A 24,925-nucleotide genomic window follows, 5' to 3' on the forward strand; every position below is an offset into this window, starting at 1 on the left:
GCTAAATTTTATCCAATATAAAAAGAATTCGGTTATCAACAGTATCTTTTGGTACTTCAATTAAGTCGTAACCGTAATTTACATAAGTCTTTGTGAGGTGTTCTTGTATTTCTTTTGCCTGTTCAAAATTTTCATAGCGCTCGCTGTCACTCTCATAAATCTCTTCCCAAGGCGGAAGAATGAAAATTTTCGTATATATATTTGCGTGGCAGGCATCAACAAAATGAGGAGGATAATTATCGCCAATATAATCTAAGTACGCAACAACATCAGGGATTCCGCGGTCAATAAACACCAATTGATGAGATTCATTTCTCGCATCATTAAATTGCTTGATTCTGCCGTCAAGCAGCATTTGGCTAAATAATAAGGGATCTTCCAAGAACAATTGTTCAATACCGCGTTTTTGGGCTTCAAGTGTCACTTCACGGGAAATTTCAGGATAACAGCAATAACCTTTGGCAACCAAACCTTTTATAATAGAACTTTTCCCCGTACCAGGACCGCCAATGATAACAATAATTTCTTTCTGCACTTTTTCAAATTAAACGGCAAAAATACTCAAACTTATTGGTTTTTTAAAAGAATATTTAAGACTAAAATAGGCTGTTGTTTATGGAGCGAATGATAAGGATTTTTTAGTAAAAATGGATTCCTGCTGTCCTTCCAAATCTTTTATTTTTTGAAAGAAAAAAATAAAAGGATTTTCCTTCCCATCACGGCTATGAGCGAGAGAGATAGGGCATTTTTGGAAATAAAAAAAGGATAAAAAAGAGAAAATTAAATATCAAAAAAATCAAATTCTTGATTCTTGATTCTTAAATCTTAAATCTAAAATCAAAATTCTAAAATCTAAAGCGTATATTTGCCTTTATTTTTATTTAGGAATGAGCGACGACAACGAAAAAAAGACAGCAGAGTTTTACGAAAGACTGAAAACCGAATTGGATAACAGTAATTCATGGCCTGCTCAATATTTGTTTAAATTTATAGTGCCAACTAACGAAGAAAATATCCTAAAAGTGGAAAATGCCTTCAACTGTATGGGAGCTGTAATCAAAACAACAAAATCCAAAACCGGAAAATTCACCAGTATTTCGGTAGATGTAACGGCCAAAGATTCGCAGGAAGTAATAGATAAGTACCAAGAATTATCCACAATAGAAGGTATAGTTTCCTTATAATTATGATCGAAAAATATAAAAAAGAAAATGCGAATGATGTAGTTTTCAACTTGGAATATAATTCTGAGAGAAAACATTTAATCATTCCAGAGTATGGCCGTCATTTGCAAAAACTGATCGAACAGGCTACTGTTATTGAAGATGATGAAAAACGCAACAAAGCGGCAAAATACATCATTCAGGTAATGGGAAGTCTGAATCCTCATTTGCGTGACGTACCTGATTTTCAGCATAAACTATGGGATCAGCTATTTATCATGTCTGATTTTAAATTAGCTGCCGATTCTCCTTATCCAATACCTTCAAGGGAAGTACTGCAGCTTAAACCGGATGCTTTAAAATATCCGCAAAATTATCCCAAATACAGGTACTATGGAAACAATATCAAGTATATGATTGATGTAGCCAATAAATGGGAGGAAGGCGAAATGAAAAGTGCATTGGTAAAAGTAATTGCCAATCACATGAAAAAATCCTATTTGAGCTGGAACAAAGATACCGTAAAAGATGATGTGATTTTCGAACACCTTTATGAGTTATCAGACGGAAAACTAAATTTACTGCAAAGTTCAGAAGAGTTATTAAATACCACCGATTTATTAAGAACCAATAAAAGGGTTTCTAATAAAATAGGTCCGGCAGGACAGCCAAAAATTCAAAGCAACAAGAATAATAAAAACGGCAAACAAAAACCGTTTCAAAAGAAATAATTAATTTATTTAAAATGGCTAAGTTACTAAGTCGCTAAGTTGCTGAGATATTGCGGAATTCTTCTTGTATGTCTTTTTAAAAAAAACTTAGAAACTCAGGATCTTAGAAACTTAGAAACTCAAAAAAAGTATGGAAGTTTTCAAAATTGAAGGAGGAACACGTTTAAAAGGAGAAGTAATCCCGCAAGGTGCAAAAAATGAAGCACTGCAGATTTTATGTGCAGTACTTTTAACACCAGAAAAAATAACAATCAACAATATCCCGGATATTATCGATATCAATAAACTGATAACGCTGCTGGGGAATTTAGGAGTTAAAATAGAAAAACTAGGGCATGGTTCATATACTTTTCAATGTGATGAAGTAAATGTTGGATACTTAGAAACAGAAGCTTTTAAGAAAGAAGGAGGTTCGCTTCGTGGTTCTATTATGATTGTCGGACCGCTTCTGGCTCGTTTTGGAAAAGGATATATCCCGAAACCAGGCGGAGATAAAATCGGACGCAGACGTTTGGATACCCATTTTGAAGGATTTATCAATCTTGGTGCAAAATTCAGATACAACAGAGAAGACCATTTTTATGGAGTAGAAGCTCCAGACGGACTTACAGGTGCCGATATGTTATTGGACGAAGCGTCGGTAACTGGGACTGCAAATATTGTAATGGCTGCAGTTTTGGCCAAAGGAAGAACAACAGTTTACAATGCGGCGTGTGAGCCTTATTTGCAGCAGCTTTGTAAAATGCTGAATTCTATGGGTGCCAAAATCACAGGAGTTGGTTCTAATTTATTGACTATTGAAGGAGTTGAAAAATTAGGTGGCTGTGAGCATAGAATTTTGCCTGATATGATCGAGATAGGTTCTTGGATCGGTCTTGCGGCTATGACAAGAAGTGAAATTACTATCAAGAATGTAAGCTGGGAAAATCTAGGAGTTATTCCAAGCGTATTCAGAAAATTAGGAATTACCCTTGAGAAGCAGGGTGATGATATTTATATTCCAGAACATAAAGACGGTTACGAAGTAAAAACAGATATCGACGGTTCTATCCTTACCATTGCAGATGCGCCATGGCCAGGATTTACTCCCGATTTGTTGAGTATTGTTCTGGTGGTAGCTACACAGGCCAAAGGTGATGTTCTTATTCACCAAAAAATGTTTGAAAGCCGTTTGTTCTTCGTTGATAAACTGATTGACATGGGAGCCAAAATCATGTTGTGTGATCCGCATAGAGCTGTAGTTATTGGACACGATTTTAAATCAGTATTGAAAGCAACTACAATGGCTTCTCCAGATATTCGTGCTGGAATCTCATTGTTGATTGCTGCGCTTTCTGCAAAAGGAACCAGTACAATTCAAAACATTGAGCAGATTGACCGCGGTTACGAGCGCATAGACGAGCGACTAAGAGCAATTGGAGCCAAAATAGTTCGAGAAAAACAATAAGAATAATAATTTTAAAAAACGCTTAAAATAATTTAAGCGTTTTTTTATACAGTTTGAGTTCAAAATTTATTGACTTAAATTGTGTTTATAATAAAAAATGAAATATGTCTAACGTAGAAAAAGCGATAAAAGCGACCTATTTTAGTATAATCGGAAACACTTCTCTTGCTCTTATAAAAGGACTAGCCGGGGTTTTCGGGAATTCTTATGCACTAATTGCCGATGCTATAGAATCAACTGCTGATATTTTTGCCTCACTTTTAGTTTTATTTGGCATAAAATATTCCAGCAGACCGGCAGATGAAAATCATCCGTATGGACATGGAAGAGCCGAGCCTTTAATTACCTTTTTGGTTGTTGGATTTTTAATCACTTCGGCTACGATTATCGGATATGAAAGCATAATAAACATTCGAACGCCACATGAGCTGCCAAAACCTTGGACACTTTTTGTGCTTGGGGCTATTATTATCTGGAAAGAGTATTCCTTTCAATTGGTGATGAAAAGAAGTAAAGAAACCAACAGCTCATCTCTAAAAGCGGATGCCTGGCATCATAGAAGCGATGCACTGACTTCGATTGCTGCCTTTATCGGAATTTCGATTGCATTGTTTATGGGGAAAGGATATGAATCTGCAGATGATTGGGCAGCGCTGTTTGCTTCAGGTTTTATACTTTACAATAGCTATTTGATTTTCAGGCCTGCTCTTGGGGAAATTATGGATGAACATTTATACGATGATCTGGTTGAGGAAATCAGACAGGTTTCTCATCAGGTTGATGGTATTATTGATACCGAAAAATGTTTTATCCGAAAAGCAGGTATGAAATATCATGTTGATCTTCATGCTCGTGTAAGCGGAACCATAACGGTAAAAGAAGGCCACGATTTATCTCATAAATTAAAAGATACTTTGAGGGAAAAAATACCGGAACTTGGACATGTATTGATTCATATTGAGCCGGATTAGAAACGATTATAAAATAGGGTGGATTCAACATATAAATGCAACAGTATTCAATTTATTGATTTTTTCGGCGAAAATTTCATTAGGTGTTTTATAGCCAAATCTTTTTCTGGGTCTGTTGTTTAATGTATTAACTACTGTTTTTATTTGTTGTTCTTCGATGTTTTCAAAGTTAGATTTTTTAGGAAAATATTGTCTTATTAATCCGTTTAAATTTTCATTGGCTCCTCGTTCCCAGCTATGGTAGGGTTTGGCAAAATAATAATCGATATCTAAATCTTCTGCAATGGCCCGATGATTGGCAAATTCCTTTCCATTATCCGAAGTAATGGTCTTGATTATTGGTTTCCAATCTTTCAATAATTCAATTGTTTTCTGCTGTATTGCACTAGCTTCTTTGCTTTCTACTTTTCCCATAAAAAGTATTCCAGAGGCTCTGTCATTGATAGTTAGTAACGCTCCTTTGTGATTCTTACCAATGACCAAATCAATCTCTAAATCGCCCAATCTACTTTTCTTTTCTACAATCTTTGGACGCTCGCTAATATCGACCCTACCAATAATAAGTCCTCTTTTATCCTTTAAATGTCCTCTTTTTTTATACTTTTTACCCTTGGTCCTAAGATGTTTATATAAGAGTCCTCCTTTGCGTTTATTTTCCCAAATATATTGATAGATTCTTTCTTTAGAAACCATTGCTCTTTTGTCAATTTTTGCTCTGCCAACAATTTGTTCAGGACTGTAATCTTGCTTTAAATAAAACAAAATATTTGCTTCAACTTCTGAGGTTAAAGTGCATTTTTTGATCTTAACCTTATGCCTGTTTAAAGCTTTTTTATCCGCCAAAACAGCTTTATAAACACCACTTCTTTGATCAGAATTACGTTTTATTTCTCGAGAAATAACTGATTTGTTTTTATCTACCAATTCAGCAATTTCGGAAATACTGATACCGGCATTTCTATATACTTCTATTTTGTATCTTTGTTCTAACGTTAAATGTGCCATCTATTTTGAGTGTTGCAACCCAAAGATATGATGATTTTTTCGCCAACTCTAGTGTTATTCTTTTGACCTAGGTCAAAAGAATAACACTAGAGTTTTTTTTCACGTTGCATTTATTACTTGAATCTAAGTAGTAAAACCAATATCTTCAAAAAGGTATTGGTTTTTTTATGTCAATTTTGTTGGCTCGTATTTGCTAGCGTGAGAGCAATGTTATTAAGTTAAGCTTTAATTTTCTCTCGCAGAGACACGAAGGCGCAAAGTTAAAATCGGATTTCTTTGCGTCTTCGCGCCTTTGCGAGATTTATATTTGAGCAAATTCAAGCATGAAATCCCTAACGTAATGACCTTGCGCGTGAGGGATTGCAGTGGAGCTCTTTTTTATTTGGCGTTTTTTAGCCAAATAAAAAAAGCGGGAACGGAAAGCCCGACCCGTAGTTTTTACGGAGGGTCACGCCCAAATAATCTAAATTACCCTAATCTAATTCATAAATTTTATACCAACAATAACTCCTTCATTTTGAAATCCGTTTTGATAGGAACGGACATAATCGATTCGGAACATTTTTAATTTTCCAAAACCGAGATTGTCCAAACCTACACTGTACTCGGAATAGGGATTGATATTTGGTTCTGCAAGTAAATGATAGCCTACAACTAAGTTTGATTTAAGTAGGTTTAATAAAGGGATTTTGTTCATTATAAATCCTCTGTCATTGTGCTCAGTGTGAAATTCAAAATAACTGTCGTTGGTACTGTTTGTATAATAGGGCATTAAATTAAACACATTCAGATAATTTCCTGATAATCCCACATAGGTTTGATTCCCATTGAAATGCTGGTAATCCATAAAAGCAATATTTTCGGCATCAAAGAATTTTCCAGCTTTTAGGCTTAATCCAAAATCTCCTTTGTTTCCAAAGGTGTGGCTGTATTTAATCTGTGTGTTGATATTGGTAAATTCATATTTCTTTTCGGTTCCGGCAAATCCTTTTTCAAGACCTAAATAAAGAGTTGGGTAGTTTGAGTTTCGAATGTTGTATTTCCCGTCTGGTCTTGAAGCATATTTATTGCCGAAATTTATTTTGGCAGTCAGATTCAATTTGGCTAAACTGTGTTTTTCGAATCCGGGATTTATGTAATCGTCCGGATTTAACGGATTGTTGGAAGAGTAGAGTTTGTCTTTATTGATAAAAGTATAATCTGTTGTGTTGAATAACGGTTTTCGCTGTTCGTATTCAATTTTTCCTTTTAGATTAATACCGTTTGCAATATCCTGCCCATACTCTATTTTGGCAAATTCCAGATTATATAATTTCATGTAATTATCCTTAAAAAACAGCGTACTTATTGAGTTTATAAAAGGACTGATAGGCTCGTTTCTGTTAAATTGCGCGACAGAGGTTCCTCCAGAAACTTGTATATTGGCATAATTTTGATTGTTGAATTGGTGCCAATATTTTCCATTAATGCGGACGCGGTCATCAGAAAAACCATAATTGATTTTTAAATCAATGTTGGTTTGGCGTCCTTTTTCTTCATTTTTCCAGTTGGAATATGAAAAACCAGTATCAAAATTCCATCCCTGCACCGTATTGAAACTTAGAGAGCTGAAGTCGAGTAACCCTTTATAACCCAAAGAAAATTTTTTGAAACTGCTTTTGTAAGTATAGCCGGTGATTGGATCGAGAAACTTAAACTTGTTTCCTTTTTTATCAATGGAATCCAAGTATTTTGGAGAGTTGCGGACTTTATGAATGCTGTCTTTCCTTATGTAATCGGTAATTTCTTCTGTTGTTAGCGGAATGGGTCTGTTTGCATTCCAGAAAACTGTGTCTTTTTTGTTTGAGTTTATGTCAACTGTAGTAATCTCGCTGGTAAATGTTTTTTTGTCAAATGAATCCACAAATTCATAATTGTTGTAAACGTAAGTGTATTTTCCGCTGAATTTAATTCCAAATAGGCCTGCACTGAAATCAAGACTTTGTGTCTTTTTTGCCCAAATTTTACTGATTTCGTTGTAGCTGAAATTTTGTTTCAGCGTCATTACATCGATAACATCTTCTTTCATGCGGTAGCCTTTTATATCTAAATCTATTCCGTAAATAGCCCATGAATTCTCTAAAATATAAATATAACCTTCAAAAACTGGCTCTTTGTCTCTTTTGGCAATGACCTTTATTTTGTTAATGGTCTGGTTGTTTTCATCGACAAATGTGCTTTCCAGTTTATATTTATAATAATTGAAAGCATTATCTGCTATTGGCGAAATCATATTGATGCCAAAACGTATCGTATTATCATAAAAGTCATAAAAGGAAGATCTAGCAGTATTGTATGCATATCCTTTGTTGTCTCCGCTTACTTTGGATGCCGTTACAACTTCTTTCAGATTGTTTGGTTTTTCATAAATAATTTTAGAAAATGTTTCTGAAAGTGATATAATTCCTGTTCCGGTCGAGTCTAAAGCGCCATTCATATCACCTATTTTCTGTCCGAATATTTTTTTTGGAGCATTTTTCAGCTTAAAAATTCCTCTAGAATAAAAATCAGCTTTGAAGCGGGATGTTTTGCGGGTGTTTTCTTTTTTGCTGGCAATTGCTTTTTTTATGATTGCGTTTGCAGGGTTATCTTTTGTGCTAATTATTACTTCATTGAGTGTGAAGTTTTCTTCAATCATTTTTACATCCAATGGAAGATTTAACTTCTCTGCAGGAACTGCTATCTTTTGGGTTTTGAAGCCCAAATACTGGAAAACAATTTTATTCTTGCCGGTAGATTTTAAATGGAGCTGGTATTTTCCTAGTTCGTTTGTTGTGGTTCCGTTATAGGTGTTTTCTTCAAAAACATTAATAAACGGTAACGGATTTCCTTTTTCGTCAGTGACTGTGCCTTTTATTTGGGCAAAAGAATGGAAAGATAATAGAAGTAAAAAGTACAAAAAAGCGTTTTTCATAAAATTTAGTTTTTATGTTTGACGCTTTTTTGTAAGTATGTTACGCGAATAAAGAGCTGAATTTGTTAAAGTTTATATAAAAATATTACAAAAATGACTGAATAGCCAAATCATAACTTTTTAAGCCAAAACCTAAAATCACTCCTTTGGCATTTCCGGAAATATAGGACTGATGCCTAAAGCTTTCGCGAGCATAAGTGTTTGAAATATGAACTTCGATTACCGGTGTAGTAACCGCTTTTATAGCATCGCCAATTCCTACTGAAGTATGTGTATAAGCACCAGCGTTCAGGATTATTCCGTCATAGCTGAATCCTAGTTCTTGTATTTTTCCAATTAATTCTCCTTCAATATTGCTTTGATAGTATGTCAATTCTAGTTGAGGGAACTTGTTTTTCAAAATTTCAAAATAATCTTCAAATGTCTGCGAACCGTAAATTTCAGGTTCTCTTTTTCCAAGTAAATTTAAGTTTGGACCATTAAGGATGGCGATTTTCATAATTTTTTGTTTTTGTAAAAATAAAAAATACCTATTGAATAGTATGCTGTTTGTGTAAAAATCTGCAGTTTTAAAAATTCAATGTTTTGATGTTATTTTTATCATGTAAGTTCTTTTTGTAAGGATGAAATTTTTCAGCTAAGTAGCTGGTTTTTATTTTTTTTTGTAGTTTAAAATTAATTTTCAGTGACTAAGTGTTATTGTTAAAGTACATTTTAGTTAATATAATAACAGATGTTTTTTCGTACATTCGGATTTGTATTAACAAATAAAACAAAAAAAATGAAAAAGAAATTTTTATTATTAGTAACGGTTTTTGCAATTAATTTTGCGAATGCACAAGAGACAACAATGCCAAAAGCAACTTTTTCTAAAGGAGATATGTGGATTGAAGGCGGAATTAGCGTGACAACTGGAGATTCCAGTAATGATTATTTTGCTGTGACTCCAAAATTAGGTTTTTTTTTGGATCAAAAGTGGGCTGTAGGAGCAGACATCAATTATTCATCTGTTTCTTATCTGTCAAATGGAAGCGGTTATGATAAATCAAATTCATTTGGAATTGGAGGATTTGCACGATATTATTTCTTGAGTTTAGGAAATTTTAAAGCTTATGGTGAAGCTGGTTTGGGGTACAATCATTCAAAAATGGATTATGTTAACGGTACCTCAAATGTAAGCAATGGTATCAAGGCGAATATTGATTTAGGGATTAACTATTTTTTTACTCCAAAATGGGCAGCAACTTTTACTTTGGCCGAAGTATTGAGTTATAATAATGTGAGCCCAGAGGATGGTGATAGCACTAGTGATTTAGTTATCAATGTGAACTTGTTTAATAATATTTTTGCACAGCCAAAATTCGGATTATTATACAAATGGTAATGTGAAGATTACAGCATATTTAGCCTCTCTAATCGGGAGCAGGGCATTCGCATTTAAAAAAAGATAAACACGAATTTCACCAATTAACATTAATTCTTATCAAAATTGAAATCAAATTTTACAACTTTTTACAGTTTCGAATGTTTTGTGTAATTAAACAGCAATCTTAATTCGTGCAGATTAGTGTAATTCGTGTCAGAAACTTTTAAAAGCGAATGCCTTGAATCGTGAGGTTTTTTTATGCGTTAAAATAGCTTTACTTTGTCATTATGAATTGGAAATCATATCTAAAAAGCTATCAGTCTTATTTAAAAATCGAAAGAGGTTTGTCAAAAAACACAATTGATAATTACTCATTTGATATTGAGCGTCTTTGTTTGTTTTTAAATCAAAATTCGATTTCAGTTTCACCAATTACAATCAAAGAGGAAACTTTACAGCAGTTTATTTATGCGGTTTCCAAAGAAGTAAATCCGAGATCTCAGGCGAGAATAATTTCGGGACTGAAAAGTTTTTTCTCTTATTTAATATTTGAAGATTATAGAGAAGATAATCCATTGGAATTAATAGAATCTCCAAAAACAGGACGGAAACTGCCTGATACTTTGGTAGTAGAGGAAATTGATGCGCTTATCTCGGCAATTGATTTGAGTTCTAATGAAGGGGAACGCAACAGAGCTTTATTAGAAACTTTATACGGCTGCGGACTTCGGGTTTCCGAATTAGTAGCCCTAAAAATATCCGATTTATTTTTTGAAGAAGGATTTATTAAAATTACCGGAAAAGGGAATAAACAGCGTTTTGTTCCTATTGGGGATTTAACTCAAAAATATATCGAGATTTATAAAAGTGAAGTAAGGGTTCATCTTACTATTCAAAAAGGGTTTGATGACACTTTGTTCTTAAACCGAAGAGGAAAACAATTGACACGGGCAATGATTTTTACAATCATTAAAGATCTGGCTGTGAAAATCAATCTGCATAAAAAAATCAGCCCGCATACTTTCCGACATTCATTTGCTACTCATTTGTTAGAAAACGGAGCCGATCTGCGGTCCATACAATTAATGCTTGGTCATGAATCTATTACGACTACTGAGATTTATGTGCATCTGGATAGAAAATATTTAACCGAAGTTATTAATACCTATCATCCAAGAAAGTAATTTTTATAATAAATATATTCTTTTTGTAATAATATCATTTAAGTTTCAATATTTTTGCAGTTATTTTAAGAAGTTTATAGAATATGATCTTTACAGCCAATAAAACCCCAGAAGATTTAAATAAATTATATGAAAGTTTAATAAAACAGCTTCCTAATATAATCTTTCAGATAAGGGTAAATTCTCTTAAACAAATAACAGTTGATTTTTTGAGCAAACCAATTGAGATTCTTGACGAATTTTCGATACAGGAATTTCTTGAAGACTCTTATAATTTGTCCAACTATAAAATTTATGAGCCAGATTTAAAGATGTTTTTGGATTCATACGAAAAAGCTATTTCAGGTAATGAAAAATGGGATGTCGATTTTAGACTGCTAATGCCTGAAAGCGGTTATAAATGGATTCGTATTGATGCAACTCCAAAAAAGAATGATCATAACGAGGTAGTGTTTTATGGATTAATTTCGGATATAACGATTGTGAAGGAGCAGGAAATCAGATTAAAAGTTGCTGATGAAAGATATCATTTTGCGGTGCAGGCTTCTGATCGTGGAGTTTGGGACTGGGATTTAATTACTAATAAAGTATACTACTCTTCGGAATCGATGAAGATACTGGAATTAACAGAGTCAGATTTAGTTGCTTCACCAGAGGAATGGGATGAGAGAGTACATCCTGATGATCGTGAAGAATATTATGGAAATATCAATCTGCATTTTGAAAACAAAATTCCGTTCTACGAAACCTGTCACAGAGTTCTGTGTTCAGGAAAATACAAATGGATTCTGGACAGAGGAAAAGTTATTGAAAGAGACGATGAAGGGAAGCCTTTGCGTATTGTAGGTACACACACTGATATTTCTGAACAAAAAGAAAAAGAGATTGAGCTTGCCAAAATGCTCGAAATTGTAAACACTCAAAATAATAAACTGCTAAATTTTGCACATATTGTTTCTCATAATTTAAGAACGCACAGCGGTAATATAAAATCATTACTGGATCTGCATAAAGAAGCACTCTTGTCGGAATCTGATACCTTAAGCAATATTCAGATTGTTTCAGATGAATTGTTTTCGACTATTGAAAACCTAAATGACTTAGTAAGTATTTATACAGAAAGAGAAGATAATATGCAGCTTTTGAAAATGAATAATTTTATTGATAAAGTATTGGATGTACTGTGTGAATCTATTAAGCTGAAAGGAATTCAGGTTTTGAATTATGTTCCAAGTTCGGTAAAAGTACTTTGTATTCCTGCTTATCTAGAGAGTATCATGTTAAACTTAGTTACGAATGCTGTTAAATATTCTGATCCAAATAAGGATGCAAAAATTATATTTACTACAGAGCCTAATAATGATTTTGTTGTTCTGAATGTAAAAGACAACGGATTAGGAATCGATTTAGAAAAACATAAAGACTCTATTTTTGGATTGTATAAAACATTTCATAGAAATAATGATGCAAGAGGAGTAGGTCTGTATTTGACAAAGAATCAAATTGAAAATATGGGCGGTAAAATTGAGGTAGAAAGTACTCTTAATTTTGGAACAACTTTTAAGATTTATTTTAAAAAGGAGGTTTAATCGTTCTAAAATAGTCTTTTAGTTTTATTTCAAAATAAAAAATCCAAATTCCGATTTATTATTGGAATTTGGATTTTTTTGTATTTCAATCTTTTCTAAATCTTAAAAAAGGCAACTGTTATTTTGCAATATTTACCGCTCTGGTTTCTCTGATTACAGTAACTTTTACCTGACCAGGATATGTCATTTCGGTTTGAATTTTTTGTGAAATTTCAAAAGATAAATTAGCGGCATTTTCATCAGAAACTTTTTCGCTTTCTACAATAACACGAAGCTCTCTTCCGGCTTGGATTGCATACGCGTTTTTCACTCCGCTGAATCCGTAAGCAACTTCTTCAAGATCTTTCAGACGCTGGATGTAAGAATCCAAAACTTGTCTTCTTGCACCTGGTCTTGCACCTGAAATTGCATCACAGACCTGAACGATAGGTGATAATAATGATTTCATTTCTATCTCATCGTGGTGGGCACCGATAGCGTTGCATACTTCTTCTTTTTCACCATACTTTTCAGCCCACTGCATACCTAATAAAGCGTGAGGTAAATCACTTTCTGCATCCGGCACTTTACCAATATCGTGAAGCAGTCCTGCTCTTTTAGCAAGTTTAACGTTTAATCCTAATTCAGCAGCCATGATACCGCAGAGTTTTGAAACCTCACGGGAGTGCTGTAGTAAATTTTGTCCGTAAGAAGAACGGTATTTCATTCTTCCTACTACTTTTATCAGTTCAGGGTGTAATCCGTGGATTCCTAAATCGATAACAGTACGTTTTCCTACTTCAATGATTTCGTCATCAATCTGTTTGGTTGTTTTGGCAACAACTTCTTCGATACGCGCAGGGTGGATACGTCCGTCTGTAACCAATTTATGTAAAGCCAAACGGGCAATTTCTCTTCGTACAGGATCAAAACAAGAAAGGATGATCGCTTCCGGTGTGTCATCAACGATAATCTCAACACCAGTTGCAGCTTCAAGTGCACGGATATTTCTTCCTTCACGTCCAATGATTCTACCTTTTACATCATCTGATTCAATGTTGAAAACAGAAACGCAGTTTTCTACTGCTTCTTCAGTACCAACTCTTTGAATTGTGTTAATGATGATTTTTTTGGCTTCCTGCTGTGCGGTTAGTTTAGCTTCTTCAATTGTATCTTGAATATGCGACATTGCTTTGCTTTTTGCTTCAGCTTTTAAACCTTCAACAAGCTGTTCCTTAGCTTCTTCTGCAGATAATCCAGAGATAACTTCAAGCTGCTGTAACTGGCTTTTGTGAAGACGGTCAACTTCCTGCTGTTTTTTCTCTAAATTGTCGATTTTAGAATTGTATTCGGCAGTTTTGTTTTCAAAATCATCATTTACTTTTTTAGCTTTTGATAATTCATTTGAAACTTGTGATTCTTTATCGCGCACTCTTTTTTCTACCTCGGCTACTTTTTTGTCTCTAGCCAGAATTACCTGTTCGTGCTCTGCTTTTAATTCAATAAATTTTTCTTTTGCCTGAAGAATTTTGTCTTTTTTGATATTTTCAGCCTCAAGATTGGCGTCTTTTAGTATCGAAGCAGCTTCTTTTTTAGCACTTTTAATTAAATTAGAGATGTTGCTTTTTTCGATGATTTTGGCGATGCCAAATCCTAGCGCAATACCTGTAATTCCTGAAATAATTATTGTTATGATGTCCATGTTTGTTAAAAATTAATATATAAAAAAAGCCTACATTAGAAGTTGTATAAACTCGAAAAGACAAGTTTTGAGCTAACTCACTGTTCAAGTTTCCTCGCCGAAGCGTGGCATGCTCTAGTAGTGATGATTCGCTCATTCTAAATTGTTAGTGTTGAGTTTACCAATATGAACTAATGTAGGCAGTATCTTAGTCTATGTAAAGAACGTTTAGTTTTCGAGATATTCGTCTAAAAGCAAATTGATTTTATTTAATCTTTCAATGGTTTCCTCTCCATTTATGGTGTTGTCAATCTGTTTTTGTTCAGCTTGAGAAGCAAACTGTAAGGCGCACATGGCCAATACATCCTGTTTGTCTCTCACGGCATAATTTTCTTCAAATTGCTTAATCATCGCATCAATTTTTTTGGAAGCGGTTCTAAGTCCTTCTTCCTGTGCAAAATCTACCGTCAATGGGTAAACTCTGTCTGCAATTGATATTTTAATTTTAAGCTTTTCGTCCATGTTTTTCACTAATCTGACAGCTGTGCTATACAGTAATCAATTTCACGAATTATTGAATTTATTTTAAGCTTTGTATCTCTTTTATTGTCGTCACTGCCTAATAATGTATTGGCTATTTTGAGTGTTTCTAATTGTGCTTTTAAAGCTTCAATCTCTTTGGATTGGTTTTGTATTAACACTGCAGCATTCTTCAACTCTTTTTGCAATTCCTGATTGTTTTTTTCTAAACTTTTAATTTTTAAAAAAAGTTTTCCAATCTTATTTTCAAGAGTATCAATTATTTCTGCAATCACACTCATTATAATTCCTATTCATTACTTAATCTTACAAAGTTAGTATTCCTTTTTATTAATGCAATATTTTATTGGTTTTTTTATATTAAAATAATCAATGTTCTGGTAATCAGTTTATTGTGTTTTTGTTAAGTTTTACCTTTCAATTGGATTTAGATGTAGATGCAGCTGTCTCCAAAAATGCCTGATATTTACTTTTTAGCCCTGATCGAAACGGCATCCTTTGCTTTTTTTCTTTAGAAAAGCAAAGATATAGTGCAGAGCAGGTTCCATATTTCCAAAATGCCTTATTCTTCTGCTCCTGAAAATTAATAAAGGCAATCTGATTTGTGGGTTTTGCTTGCTTTTTTTATCTTAGCAAAAATGTATTACAGGGTATGAAGAGAAATATAAACGGATTGTAAAACCCTAATACAGTTTTCTGAAAACGGGATTTGGTAATTTCGGATGACCGATAAATAATGATTTATAACTGCATATGAAACTTTCCTTTTTTTTATTTCTATTTTCAGCTGTTCTTTTTGGTCAGGCTGAGTATCCTAAAGATTACTTTCGTCCGCCTCTTGATATTCCGCTGAAACTGTCGGGGAATTTTGGGGAATTGAGACCTAATCATTTTCATGCTGGTTTTGACATGAAAACCCTTCAAAAAGAGGGTTTAAACGTATATGCGGTGGCTGATGGATATGTTTCCAGAATTAAAATTTCTACTTTCGGTAATGGAAAGACAATTTACATCGATCATCCTAACGGATTTACTTCGGTGTACGGACATTTGCAGAGAGCAACAGATTCTATTGAAGGTTTTATAAAGTATACACATTATAAAGAGAAGTCTTTTGAGATTGAGATGTATTTTAAGCCCAATCAGCTGCCTGTTAAAAAAGGACAGCTTATAGCTCTTTCCGGTAATACAGGAGCATCTGAAGGGCCGCATCTGCATTTTGAATTTAGAGATACAAAGTCGGAGAAAATAATCAATCCGATGTTTTTTGGGTTTGATGTTCTGATGCAGGATACTAAGAAGCCGATAGTTTCCAATCTGTATGTTTATCCTTTGGATTCAAAAACAACGGTCAATCATGCCCAGCGGCGAATCCCGGTTAATTTATCACTGCAAAAAGACGGAACGTATCTGGCAGATAAAGTGTCGGCTAATGGAAAGATTGGTTTTGGAATTGCAGCTTTTGATTATGATGATGTATCGTTTAATAAAAACGGTGTTTTTAATGTGGACTTGTCTAATAATGGAAAATCTATTTTCGGATATCAATTTAATACTTATGCCTTTGATGAAATGCGTTATGTAAATGCGCTTATTGATTATTCATTTTATAAAAAAACTGGTCAGAGGATTCAAAAGCTATTTATGAATCCGCCTTATAATCTGAGTATTATAAAAAGTGATGAGTCTAAAGGTGTTATCATGCCGTCTCCAAATTTATCTAATGTATGCAGTTTAGTCGTTTCTGATTATTATGGCAATAAAACAACAATTGCCATTCCAGTCGAGTATGATTCTCTTTCTACAGTAATCGAAAAAGAACCAGCTGCAGCAAATTATGTTGTGAAAGCTGCAAAAGACTGTTTTTTTGAAAAAGACAAATGTTCTGTTTTTTTTCCTGCAGGAACATTCTATAATGATTTTGATTTAAATTTTGATGTAAAAAATAATGTACTGATAGCACATGACGATACTGTTCCAGCGCATACTAATTTTACAATTACGATGGAGAACAGCAGTTATGTAAATAATAAAGATAAAGTTTTTATAGGCAGAATATCTGGTAATGGGGTAAGTTATAATACGACCCGAGAAAAAAATAATGTTTATGAAACGAGAGTAAAGACTTTGGGACAGTACAAATTGGTTTTGGATACTGTTGCACCTGTGATTAGTATTTCAAAATCTATTGAGGGCAAAAGACTGGATGATCAAAAGGTTCTTCAGGTTCGTATTTCGGATGGTTTATCTGGAATACAATCCTATAACGGTTACCTGAATGGGAAATGGATTTTAATGGAATATGATAATAAGACCAATCTTTTGACACATTATTTCAGTGACGGAATTGCTGCTGAAGGCGATAATGAATTAAAAGTAGTTGTAGTTGATAATGTAGGTAATTCTGCTACCTTTGAGACGCATTTTCTACGAAATAAAAAACAGTAAAATTAAAACCAATTGAATATCTTTAAAACCCTGTGTTGTTTTGTTTTTTTGTGGATGGGAATGATTTCATTTGCTCAGACGGCTTTTGTTAAAGGAGTTATTCTGGATAAAAAAAATGTTCCTGTTGAAGGCGTAAATGTTATCTGCGGTGATAATGGCACTCAAACTGACGAAAAAGGTTTTTATCAGATTACTATTCCATCCAATCAAAATGTCACTGTCGAATTTACTCATGTTTCTTTAAAAAAAGCCAGCCTAAAAGTTTCGCTGCAGACCAATGAAGTATATGTCTTTAACATGTATATGAATGACCAGGAGGAACAAATGGGAGAAGTCATTATCAATAATAATAAGAAACTGGTTCAGGGAATTCTTACTTTTGAAGCTAAAGATATTCGGTTTATTCCCGGTGCAAATGCTGGTATCGAAAACGTTCTGAAAACATTACCAGGCGTAAATTCCAATAATGAACTGAGCACACAGTACAGTGTTCGTGGCGGAAATTATGACGAGAATTTGGTATATGTCAATGAAATCGAAGTGTATCGGCCTTTTTTGATACGCTCAGGACAACAGGAAGGTTTAAGTTTTGTCAATACTGATCTGGTTCAGAATATTGATTTTTCGGCAGGAGGTTTTCAGGCAAAGTATGGTGATAAAATGTCTTCCGTTTTGGATATCACTTATAGAAATCCAGCAAAGTTTGGAGCGTTGCTGGAAATGAGTTTTTTAGGAGGAAGTCTGGCTGTTGATGCTGTTTCCAAAAATAAAAAATGGTCTGCAATTACTGGAATCAGATATAGAAACAATAGTCTTCTTGTAGAGAGTCAGGAAACCCAGACAAATTATAAGCCGGTTTTTGCAGATATACAAACGAATATAAATTTTCAGGCTTCTGCCAAATGGCAGTGGAGTTTTTTAGGAAATATTTCTCAAAATAAATATTTATACGAACCGCTTACGCGCCAGACTAATTTTGGTACTGTTGATGAGCCTATGGCGCTTTCGGTTTATTATCAGGGTAAGGAGAAAGATTTGTATAATACTTATTTTGGTGCTTTAAAAGCAGCATATCAGGTGAATGATTCCTTTTCGTTGAAATTTATTGGATCTGTTTTTCATACTATTGAACAGGAATATTTTGATATTTATGCTCAGTACAGATTAGGCGAAGTGGATACAAATATCGGTTCTGATACGTATGGTGATATTCAGTTTTCAAGAGGAATAGGATCTCAGCTCAATCATGCCCGTAATGATCTGGATGCTTTAATCGCTAATTTAGAAGTAAAAGGCTTAAATAACTGGAAAGAAAATCAAATTGAATGGGGAGTTAAATATACCAGAGAATCCATCCGTGACCGGATTTCAGAATGGGAAGTGATTGATTCGGCAGGGTTTTCGATAAGACCGCCAATTGTTCTGCCTAAAAATGATGAACCGTATCAGCCTTATTCAGGACTTTTAATTCCATATCAGTCAGTAAAAGCAGTTAATTTTACTAACATTGACCGTTTTTCGGCTTATGCACAATGGGGGAGAAAGGATAATCTGGGGTCAAACGAGATTTGGTACAATTTAGGTGTGCGGTCGCAAAGCTGGGAAGTTTCGGGAGACAATCTAAACGGTAAGTTTCAGACAGTTTTTAGCCCAAGAGCACAATTTGCCATAAAGCCGGATTGGAAAAAAGAAATGCTTTTCAGGCTAACTATAGGCGTTTATAACCAGCCTCCATTTTATAGAGAATTAAGAGATTATGATGGTGTAGTCCAGCCTGATACCAAAGCACAAAAATCACTTAATGTAGTTTTAGGAAATGAATATAGTTTCAAAATAAAGGAACGCCCTTTTAAATTGGTTACTGAAGCCTATTATAAAACGATGACCGATGTAAATCCTTATACGGTTGATAATGTCAGAATAAGATATGCCGCCAATAATAGCGCTGTGGCTTATGTGCAGGGTTTGGATTTAAGGCTCAATGGTGAGTTTGTTCCGGGAACCGATTCTTGGATTAGTTTTGGGTATCTGAAAACTGAAGAGAATATTGATAATAAAGGATATATTGCCAGACCAACTGACCAACGGCTGAAATTTGGACTTTTATTTCAGGATTATATGCCAAAGATTCCAAGCCTGAAACTGTATCTGAATTTGGTTTACAATACAGGACTGCCGGGAGGTTCGCCTTCTTATGCTGATCCGTATTTGTACCAAAACCGACTGAAGGATTACCGCCGTGCTGATATTGGTTTTTCCAAAGTGTTTATAGATCAGAAAGGGGGTATGTCCAACAGAAAGTTTTTTAAGAATTTTAAAGAATTGGCACTGGGTTTTGAAATTTTTAATCTTTTCAATAATCAAAATGCGATTACGAATACTTGGGTTCGCGATGTATATACTAAAACAGAATATGCAATTCCGAATTATATGACCACACGGGTCTTTAACTTGAAGCTGAATGTAAGATTGTAATCAGTTTTACGACGGTTCGTCCGAATAAATCTGCTGTATATTTTTTTCGCTTTTTTAAAAATGATTACATTTGAGTTTATTTTAAATAGTAAAATATTATGAGAGGATCACATTTCGCCTTTATTGGGATTTCACTTTTGCTTTTGGCAAGCTGTAAAAAAGAAGATGTTGAAAAACCGAAAGTGAGTTATGATGCGTCAAAAGTGGCAAAAGGATCTGTGAAGGTTGATTCTGCTCAAATAAAAATTGCCGATCTGCCAATACAAATGGAAGGAACCAATTATTTGATTCATCCCGTGGGAGATTTGAACGTGTATGAAAAAGGGCCAAAAACCAAATATGGTTCTTCGAGTGTGAATGATGTGAGTTTTACGATATCAAATGCTTCGGAGAATGAAATTACAGGTTATCTGCAGAATCTTAAATTTCAAAAAATAGGTTCCGATTCGATAAAAGCGCTGACGGACAAACCTGTTTTAATTCAGACCGCAACTTACCTAAAAGATGTTTCAGCTAAAATCAAGAGACAGATTATGGTATATTCGATGATGGATATGGACACCAACAAAGATGGGAAGTTAGATGTAAGTGATATTACGACTTTGTACCTGAGCGATAGCAGCGGAGAAAATTTCACCAAAGTTTCACCAGATTTTCAAGAACTTATTGACTGGGATTTGATTGAATCCCAAAAACGTCTGTATTTTAGAACTGTTGAGGATACTAATAAAAACGGAAAATTCGACAGTAAAGATGTAGTGCACTACAATTACATCGATTTGACAAATAAAGACTGGAAAGTGGAGAGTTATAATCCGATTTAAATTTTCATCGTTAATTTTTTTTTTACAATTAAGATATTAAGAAAATTATGTCTCGTTCTTCTTAAAATTTTAATGTCTTAATGGTTTAAAAATTAGTGTCGAAAAACCTAAATCAAAATATCGCTCTCTAAATCTGATTTTTCGATTTGAAAATCAAACCCCAGCTGTTTTACCAGTTGAATCACCAGATTTTTATACCAATTCTCTGATTTTGGATGAATGTAGATTCGCTCAATCAATTGGCTGATGTCAATATTAATTTTCAAACCGTCATTTAATTTGATGTTACTGTCGGTCACGTCAGTAATGATACGGACTTCACGTTCGTACTGAAAGCTTTTTCGTTTGAATAGAAAAGGGAAAAACATGTCGTCAAACGGAATGTATTCTTTTTTGTAATCAATGTAATTGACTTCACCGATATACTGTTTGTAATTGTTTTCGGGATGAAGCGATTCCTGAAGCCTTTTTACTGTAGATTGTATGGCCAGTCCTTCGCTGTTTTGGGTAAAAATCTGCCACATGGCAAAGGATTCGTATTCATTGATATGCCAGCTGCTTACAGCTACTTTTTCCCGATGTGTTTTGTAGTAATTTAGAAAATCGGGATTGTCTATAGAGAGTTTCTTGATTTCCTCAAATGTAGGTTCGCTAAAAGTACCTTCGTACTGATCTTCAAATTTATCCGAACGCGACATAAATAATTTTCGTGAAAGCAATAAATCCAAAAACTTCGACAAGTCCAGATATTTCCATACGATGGTATCTGGATCTTGCGGAAGTTTTATGTTGGGATTGTTGAGGTACATAATTATAAATCTAATATTGTTGAGGTTTAAGAGGTTTAAACGTTTAAAGTTAATTTCCGTTTAAGCTTTAAACGATATTGAATTTTTAAGTCCTTAAACAATTCTAAAACTTCTAGATTATTCCAGCGACTGCATCGTCACTAATTTGTTATATGCACCATCCATTGCAATGAGTTCTTCGTGAGTTCCCTGCTCTACAATCTTTCCTTTTTTCATTACCACGATTTTATCTGCTTTTTGAATGGTCGAAAGGCGGTGAGCGATCACGATCGAAGTTCTGTTCTGCATCATATTTTCGAGTGCCACCTGTACAAATTTTTCGCTTTCAGTGTCCAAAGCAGATGTAGCTTCATCCAGAATCATAATCGGAGGATTTTTTAGGACGGCACGGGCAATAGAAAGTCTTTGTTTTTGACCGCCGGAAAGTTTATTACCGCTGTCGCCAATATTGGTATAGATTCCAAGAGGTAAATCTTGGACAAATTCATAAGCATTGGCAATTTTCAAAGCTTCTATAATTTCGTCATCGGATGCGTCCAGTTTTCCTAAAGCGATATTTGCTTTGATAGTGTCATTAAATAAAATACTGTCTTGGGTTACCAGTCCCATCAAACCGCGTAGGGACTGCAGATTCAAGTCTTTTATTGCAATTCCGTCAATCGAAATCGTTCCTTCATGAACATCATAAAAACGGGTCAGTAAATTAGCAATAGTACTTTTTCCGCTTCCGGACTGTCCCACAAGAGCAACAGTTTGTCCTTTTTTTACTGTAAGTGAAAAATCTTTTAGAACGTTTTCATCTTCATATTTAAAATTGATATTCTGAATTGCAATTTCCGAATCGAAAGTGTTTTTCTCTATCGCATCATCTTTGCTGGTTATTGTATTTTCCTGATCTAAAATCTCTAAAACACGTTCTGCTGCAGCATTCCCTCTTTTTACTCCGTATGAAGCTTTGGAAATTGCTTTTGCAGGAGTTAGAATGTTGTAAGCTAGTCCCATGTAGACAATAAAGGTAGCGCCTTCTAAAGTTTTATCAATTAGAACTAATTGACCTCCGTACCAAAGTAATATGGCAATTACAGTAATTCCCATAAATTCACTGGCAGGTGATGCTAAGTTCTGGCGATTGCCAATGCCGTTTGATAAAGAAAAAAAGCGTTCTGTTGAATTTTGAAAAACGGTATTGAAATAGTTTTCAGAATTATATCCTTTTACGACCTTCAATCCGCCGATAGTTTCCTCTATAGTAGACAAAAAAGTACCTTGTTCCTGCTGCGCTTTTGTTGATTGTTTTTTAAGCTGCTTTCCAATCAATGAAATGATATATCCTGAGATTGGAATAAAAATAAAAACGAATATGGTTAGCTGAGGGCTAAGAAACAGCATAGCAATTATAGTGAAAATTATGGTAAGAGGTTCTTTTACAATAAGTTCTAATATGGCTAAAAATGAATTTTGCACCTCATTTACATCGGCAGAAATTCTTGAAATAACATCTCCTTTTCTTTTTTCAGAATAAAAAGCTAATGGCAGTTCCAGTGTTTTTTTATACAAAGCATTCCGCATATCCCTTAAAACACCATTTCGTAAAAAAGTGATAAAAAACATAGCTAAATAATCGGCTAAGTTTTTTAATAAAAAGATCGAAATAATAATAGCGACCATGATGGACAAAACATAACCAGAATCATGGGTTTCTTTGGTAGTCGTAATATAATAACTTAAATAATTTTCGCCATATTCTTTAATTTCCAGAATGCTGTTAAGTACAGGTTTTACTGTGTTTTTCTTTGTTTTGTCAAACAATACCTGAAGCATTGGGGCTAATGCCACAAAAGAAAGAGTGCTAAAAAGGGCATACAATACATTAAAAAAAATATTTAAGAAGACATATTTTTTATATGGATATATGAAAGGAACTATTTTTTTGAAACTGCTCATTATTTAAGTTGTTATTTAGGCATTAAAACCCGGCAGTTTAATAAAAATGCCGGGTTTGTTTTTATTTAAAGCAATAGTTTTTAGCTTAATTGCATTGCAGTAATTATATTTTTGATTTTTTCGTCCAATACCTTTTCAACTTTAGTGAAATTTTCAACCGAATCCAGTTCAGTTTTTACACTGATGTAGAATTTAATCTTCGGCTCTGTTCCGCTTGGTCTTGCACAAATTTTAGAACCATCTTCAGTGTAATAAATTAGCACATCAGCTTTTGGCATATCGATAGTTTCCTCTTCGCCAGTAAATAAATTTTTAGCAACAGATGATTTGTAATCTTCAACCATTACCACTCTTTGTCCGTTAATTTCTTTCAATGGATTTTCACGCAAAGAAATCATCATTTTATTGATTTCTGCTAATCCTTCCATTCCTTTTTTGGTAAGCGAAATTAAATGTTCTTTGTAAAAACCGTGTTCTACATATAACTCTAGTAATTTTTTGTAAACGGTGCTTCCGTTAGCTTTGGCCTGCGCAGCTAATTCGCAGATTAATAAAGTGGCAGCAACTGCATCTTTATCGCGTACTGCATCGCCTACCATATATCCAAAACTTTCTTCTCCGCCGCCAATGAATTCTAATTCTGGGAAATCCTTGATCATTTTGGCAATCCATTTGAAACCTGTCAGACCAACTTTAAATCCAACTTCATAAGCCGAAGCCAATTCCATTATCATTGGTGTAGAAACAATGGTTGAACCAACGAATTGTTTTCCGTTGATTTTTCCAGCTTTTTTCCATTCTTCCAATAAAAATGCGGTCATCAAAATCATAGTTTGATTTCCGTTTAATAAAATCATTTTGCCTTCATTGTTACGAACAGCAACACCTAGACGGTCACAGTCAGGATCAGTTCCGATAACAATATCCGAATTGGTTTTGTCTGCTAATGCTAATGCCAGTGTTAAAGCTTCTGGTTCTTCAGGATTTGGAGATTTTACAGTCGGAAAATCACCATTTGGGACTCTTTGTTCTTCAACAATATTTACATTTTTATATCCCGCTTGTGCAAAAGTTTCAGGAACAGCAGTAATAGAAGTTCCGTGTAGTGAAGTAAATACAATATTTAAGTTGTCTTTTGCTTCCTGTGATGTTCCAAAACTCGCATTCTCAATAGTAGATTTGATGAATGCCTGATCAACTTCTGCATCTATATATTGAATCAAATCTTCATTTGCATCAAATTTGATTTGGCTGTAGTTTAATTTTTCAATTGTATTGATAATATCTCCGTCCTGCGGAGGAACAATCTGTCCGCCGTCTTCCCAATAAACTTTGTAACCGTTATATTCTGGAGGATTGTGTGATGCTGTTAATACAATGCCGCATTGACAGCCTAAATATTTAAGAGCAAAAGATAATTCTGGAGTAGGTCTTAAGTCCGAAAATAAGTAAACCTGTATACCATTTGCAGAAAAAACATCGGCAACCACTTTTGCTAATGATTTACTGTTATGACGGCAGTCAAAAGCAATAACTGTTTTTAATGGCTGGTTTGGGAAAACTTTATGCAGATAATCAGATAATCCCTGAGTACTTTTTCCAAGCGTATATTTATTGATGCGGTTATTTCCAACACCCATTACACCGCGCATTCCGCCTGTTCCAAATTCCAGGTTTTTATAAAAGCTTTCTTCTAAATCTTTTGGCGAAGTTGTCATTAATTCCTTTACGGCAACTTGAGTTTCATTATCAAACGTAGGTGTTAACCATTCGTTTACAGCGTCTAAAATGTTTTGTGCTATGTGCATTATATATT

General features: G+C 34.2%; 21 protein-coding genes. 10 read left to right on the top strand and 11 right to left on the bottom strand.

The annotated features are described in order from the left end of the window. Position 1: 1 nt before the first annotated feature. Positions 2 to 535, bottom strand: coding sequence for an AAA family ATPase (locus OZP07_RS04935; RefSeq protein WP_281637506.1), 534 nt, complete (start codon positions 533 to 535; stop codon positions 2 to 4). Between the two features lie 352 nt (positions 536 to 887). Here OZP07_RS04935 and OZP07_RS04940 point away from each other — a divergent pair, with 352 nt between their 5' ends. The 4 genes from OZP07_RS04940 (at position 888) to OZP07_RS04955 (ending at position 4,312) form a co-directional block, all read left to right on the top strand. Then, positions 888 to 1,184 (top strand): DUF493 family protein, encoded by a 297-nt coding sequence (locus tag OZP07_RS04940; protein ID WP_194640164.1) that lies wholly within the window; start codon positions 888 to 890, stop codon positions 1,182 to 1,184. A 2-nt stretch (positions 1,185 to 1,186) separates the two neighbouring features. Further along, entirely contained in the window at positions 1,187 to 1,894 is a 708-nt protein-coding gene (locus OZP07_RS04945) for a DUF4290 domain-containing protein (RefSeq protein ID WP_194640165.1), read from the top strand. A gap of 130 nt (positions 1,895 to 2,024) precedes the next feature. Further along, positions 2,025 to 3,341, top strand: coding sequence for a UDP-N-acetylglucosamine 1-carboxyvinyltransferase (gene murA, locus OZP07_RS04950; protein ID WP_194640166.1), 1,317 nt, complete (start codon positions 2,025 to 2,027; stop codon positions 3,339 to 3,341). 104 nt (positions 3,342 to 3,445) lie between these two features. Then, positions 3,446 to 4,312: a cation diffusion facilitator family transporter gene (locus OZP07_RS04955; RefSeq protein WP_281637507.1), complete on the top strand. Its 867-nt coding sequence runs from the start codon at positions 3,446 to 3,448 to the stop codon at positions 4,310 to 4,312. A 24-nt stretch (positions 4,313 to 4,336) separates the two neighbouring features. Here OZP07_RS04955 and OZP07_RS04960 read toward each other — a convergent pair whose 3' ends face one another. From OZP07_RS04960 to aroQ, 3 genes are all read right to left on the bottom strand, one after another. Next, the gene (locus OZP07_RS04960) at positions 4,337 to 5,317 is read right to left on the bottom strand and encodes an IS30 family transposase (protein ID WP_281635297.1); all 981 of its coding nucleotides are present in this window, start codon (positions 5,315 to 5,317) and stop codon (positions 4,337 to 4,339) included. A gap of 478 nt (positions 5,318 to 5,795) precedes the next feature. Next, positions 5,796 to 8,270 carry a DUF5686 and carboxypeptidase regulatory-like domain-containing protein gene (locus OZP07_RS04965; protein WP_281637508.1) on the bottom strand — a complete coding sequence of 825 codons (2,475 nt, stop codon included), beginning with the start codon at positions 8,268 to 8,270 and terminating at the stop codon, positions 5,796 to 5,798. Positions 8,271 to 8,355: 85 nt separating this feature from the next. Continuing rightward, on the bottom strand, positions 8,356 to 8,769 hold the full coding sequence (gene aroQ / locus OZP07_RS04970) for a type II 3-dehydroquinate dehydratase (protein ID WP_281637509.1): 414 nt from the start codon (positions 8,767 to 8,769) through the stop codon (positions 8,356 to 8,358). A gap of 282 nt (positions 8,770 to 9,051) precedes the next feature. On the opposite strand from aroQ, the gene OZP07_RS04975 reads away from it, so the two are divergent. The 3 genes from OZP07_RS04975 (at position 9,052) to OZP07_RS04985 (ending at position 12,409) form a co-directional block, all read left to right on the top strand. Next, positions 9,052 to 9,654 carry an outer membrane beta-barrel protein gene (locus OZP07_RS04975; RefSeq protein WP_281637510.1) on the top strand — a complete coding sequence of 201 codons (603 nt, stop codon included), beginning with the start codon at positions 9,052 to 9,054 and terminating at the stop codon, positions 9,652 to 9,654. Between the two features lie 269 nt (positions 9,655 to 9,923). After that, positions 9,924 to 10,820: a site-specific tyrosine recombinase XerD gene (gene xerD, locus OZP07_RS04980; protein ID WP_281637511.1), complete on the top strand. Its 897-nt coding sequence runs from the start codon at positions 9,924 to 9,926 to the stop codon at positions 10,818 to 10,820. Positions 10,821 to 11,029: 209 nt separating this feature from the next. Next, positions 11,030 to 12,409, top strand: coding sequence for a PAS domain-containing sensor histidine kinase (locus tag OZP07_RS04985; RefSeq protein WP_194643758.1), 1,380 nt, complete (start codon positions 11,030 to 11,032; stop codon positions 12,407 to 12,409). Positions 12,410 to 12,527: 118 nt separating this feature from the next. On the opposite strand, the gene rny is transcribed toward OZP07_RS04985, so the two are convergent. From rny to OZP07_RS05000, 4 genes are all read right to left on the bottom strand, one after another. Beyond that, positions 12,528 to 14,090, bottom strand: coding sequence for a ribonuclease Y (gene rny / locus OZP07_RS04990; RefSeq protein ID WP_194643760.1), 1,563 nt, complete (start codon positions 14,088 to 14,090; stop codon positions 12,528 to 12,530). After that, positions 13,999 to 14,226 carry an Rpn family recombination-promoting nuclease/putative transposase gene (locus OZP07_RS22215; protein WP_410504286.1) on the bottom strand — a complete coding sequence of 76 codons (228 nt, stop codon included), beginning with the start codon at positions 14,224 to 14,226 and terminating at the stop codon, positions 13,999 to 14,001. The genes rny and OZP07_RS22215 overlap by 92 nt, the downstream gene beginning before the upstream one ends. A gap of 71 nt (positions 14,227 to 14,297) precedes the next feature. Further along, a complete protein-coding gene (locus OZP07_RS04995) occupies positions 14,298 to 14,591 on the bottom strand; it encodes a cell division protein ZapA (RefSeq protein WP_194643762.1) in 294 nt (97 codons plus the stop codon). Between the two features lie 8 nt (positions 14,592 to 14,599). After that, the gene (locus OZP07_RS05000) at positions 14,600 to 14,890 is read right to left on the bottom strand and encodes a hypothetical protein (RefSeq protein WP_281637512.1); all 291 of its coding nucleotides are present in this window, start codon (positions 14,888 to 14,890) and stop codon (positions 14,600 to 14,602) included. Between the two features lie 472 nt (positions 14,891 to 15,362). Between OZP07_RS05000 and OZP07_RS05005 the strand changes: the two genes are divergently transcribed. The 3 genes from OZP07_RS05005 to OZP07_RS05015 all read left to right on the top strand — a co-directional run bounded on the left by OZP07_RS05005 (position 15,363) and on the right by OZP07_RS05015 (position 20,356). After that, positions 15,363 to 17,057: a M23 family metallopeptidase gene (locus OZP07_RS05005; RefSeq protein ID WP_281637513.1), complete on the top strand. Its 1,695-nt coding sequence runs from the start codon at positions 15,363 to 15,365 to the stop codon at positions 17,055 to 17,057. Between the two features lie 54 nt (positions 17,058 to 17,111). Then, positions 17,112 to 19,532, top strand: a complete 2,421-nt coding sequence (locus OZP07_RS05010; RefSeq protein ID WP_281637514.1) for a TonB-dependent receptor — start codon at positions 17,112 to 17,114, stop codon at positions 19,530 to 19,532. Between the two features lie 98 nt (positions 19,533 to 19,630). Then, the gene (locus OZP07_RS05015) at positions 19,631 to 20,356 is read left to right on the top strand and encodes a CREC-EF hand family protein (protein WP_281637515.1); all 726 of its coding nucleotides are present in this window, start codon (positions 19,631 to 19,633) and stop codon (positions 20,354 to 20,356) included. Positions 20,357 to 20,463: 107 nt separating this feature from the next. Here the strand turns inward: OZP07_RS05015 and OZP07_RS05020 are convergent, their stop codons facing one another. The 3 genes from OZP07_RS05020 to OZP07_RS05030 all read right to left on the bottom strand — a co-directional run bounded on the left by OZP07_RS05020 (position 20,464) and on the right by OZP07_RS05030 (position 24,917). Further along, the gene (locus OZP07_RS05020) at positions 20,464 to 21,165 is read right to left on the bottom strand and encodes a DUF2971 domain-containing protein (protein ID WP_281637516.1); all 702 of its coding nucleotides are present in this window, start codon (positions 21,163 to 21,165) and stop codon (positions 20,464 to 20,466) included. A 117-nt stretch (positions 21,166 to 21,282) separates the two neighbouring features. After that, a complete protein-coding gene (locus OZP07_RS05025; RefSeq protein ID WP_194643772.1) occupies positions 21,283 to 23,109 on the bottom strand; it encodes an ABC transporter ATP-binding protein in 1,827 nt (608 codons plus the stop codon). Between the two features lie 80 nt (positions 23,110 to 23,189). Further along, positions 23,190 to 24,917 (bottom strand): phospho-sugar mutase, encoded by a 1,728-nt coding sequence (locus OZP07_RS05030; RefSeq protein ID WP_281637517.1) that lies wholly within the window; start codon positions 24,915 to 24,917, stop codon positions 23,190 to 23,192. Positions 24,918 to 24,925 lie beyond the last annotated feature (8 nt).

The organism is Flavobacterium marginilacus (genome assembly GCF_026870155.1).
Taxonomy (GTDB): Bacteria; Bacteroidota; Bacteroidia; order Flavobacteriales; family Flavobacteriaceae; genus Flavobacterium; species Flavobacterium marginilacus.

Coding starts and splice junctions, on each gene's coding strand:
- OZP07_RS04940 (WP_194640164.1), top strand. CDS start 888: ATGAGCGACGACAACGAAAAAAAGACAGCAGAGTTTTACGAAAGACTG.
- OZP07_RS04945 (WP_194640165.1), top strand. CDS start 1,187: ATGATCGAAAAATATAAAAAAGAAAATGCGAATGATGTAGTTTTCAAC.
- murA (WP_194640166.1), top strand. CDS start 2,025: ATGGAAGTTTTCAAAATTGAAGGAGGAACACGTTTAAAAGGAGAAGTA.
- OZP07_RS04955 (WP_281637507.1), top strand. CDS start 3,446: ATGTCTAACGTAGAAAAAGCGATAAAAGCGACCTATTTTAGTATAATC.
- OZP07_RS04960 (WP_281635297.1), bottom strand. CDS start 5,317: ATGGCACATTTAACGTTAGAACAAAGATACAAAATAGAAGTATATAGA.
- OZP07_RS04965 (WP_281637508.1), bottom strand. CDS start 8,270: ATGAAAAACGCTTTTTTGTACTTTTTACTTCTATTATCTTTCCATTCT.
- aroQ (WP_281637509.1), bottom strand. CDS start 8,769: ATGAAAATCGCCATCCTTAATGGTCCAAACTTAAATTTACTTGGAAAA.
- OZP07_RS04975 (WP_281637510.1), top strand. CDS start 9,052: ATGAAAAAGAAATTTTTATTATTAGTAACGGTTTTTGCAATTAATTTT.
- xerD (WP_281637511.1), top strand. CDS start 9,924: ATGAATTGGAAATCATATCTAAAAAGCTATCAGTCTTATTTAAAAATC.
- rny (WP_194643760.1), bottom strand. CDS start 14,090: ATGGACATCATAACAATAATTATTTCAGGAATTACAGGTATTGCGCTA.
- OZP07_RS22215 (WP_410504286.1), bottom strand. CDS start 14,226: ATGAGCGAATCATCACTACTAGAGCATGCCACGCTTCGGCGAGGAAAC.
- OZP07_RS04995 (WP_194643762.1), bottom strand. CDS start 14,591: ATGGACGAAAAGCTTAAAATTAAAATATCAATTGCAGACAGAGTTTAC.
- OZP07_RS05000 (WP_281637512.1), bottom strand. CDS start 14,890: ATGAGTGTGATTGCAGAAATAATTGATACTCTTGAAAATAAGATTGGA.
- OZP07_RS05005 (WP_281637513.1), top strand. CDS start 15,363: ATGAAACTTTCCTTTTTTTTATTTCTATTTTCAGCTGTTCTTTTTGGT.
- OZP07_RS05010 (WP_281637514.1), top strand. CDS start 17,112: ATGGGAATGATTTCATTTGCTCAGACGGCTTTTGTTAAAGGAGTTATT.
- OZP07_RS05015 (WP_281637515.1), top strand. CDS start 19,631: ATGAGAGGATCACATTTCGCCTTTATTGGGATTTCACTTTTGCTTTTG.
- OZP07_RS05020 (WP_281637516.1), bottom strand. CDS start 21,165: ATGTACCTCAACAATCCCAACATAAAACTTCCGCAAGATCCAGATACC.
- OZP07_RS05025 (WP_194643772.1), bottom strand. CDS start 23,109: ATGAGCAGTTTCAAAAAAATAGTTCCTTTCATATATCCATATAAAAAA.
- OZP07_RS05030 (WP_281637517.1), bottom strand. CDS start 24,917: ATGCACATAGCACAAAACATTTTAGACGCTGTAAACGAATGGTTAACA.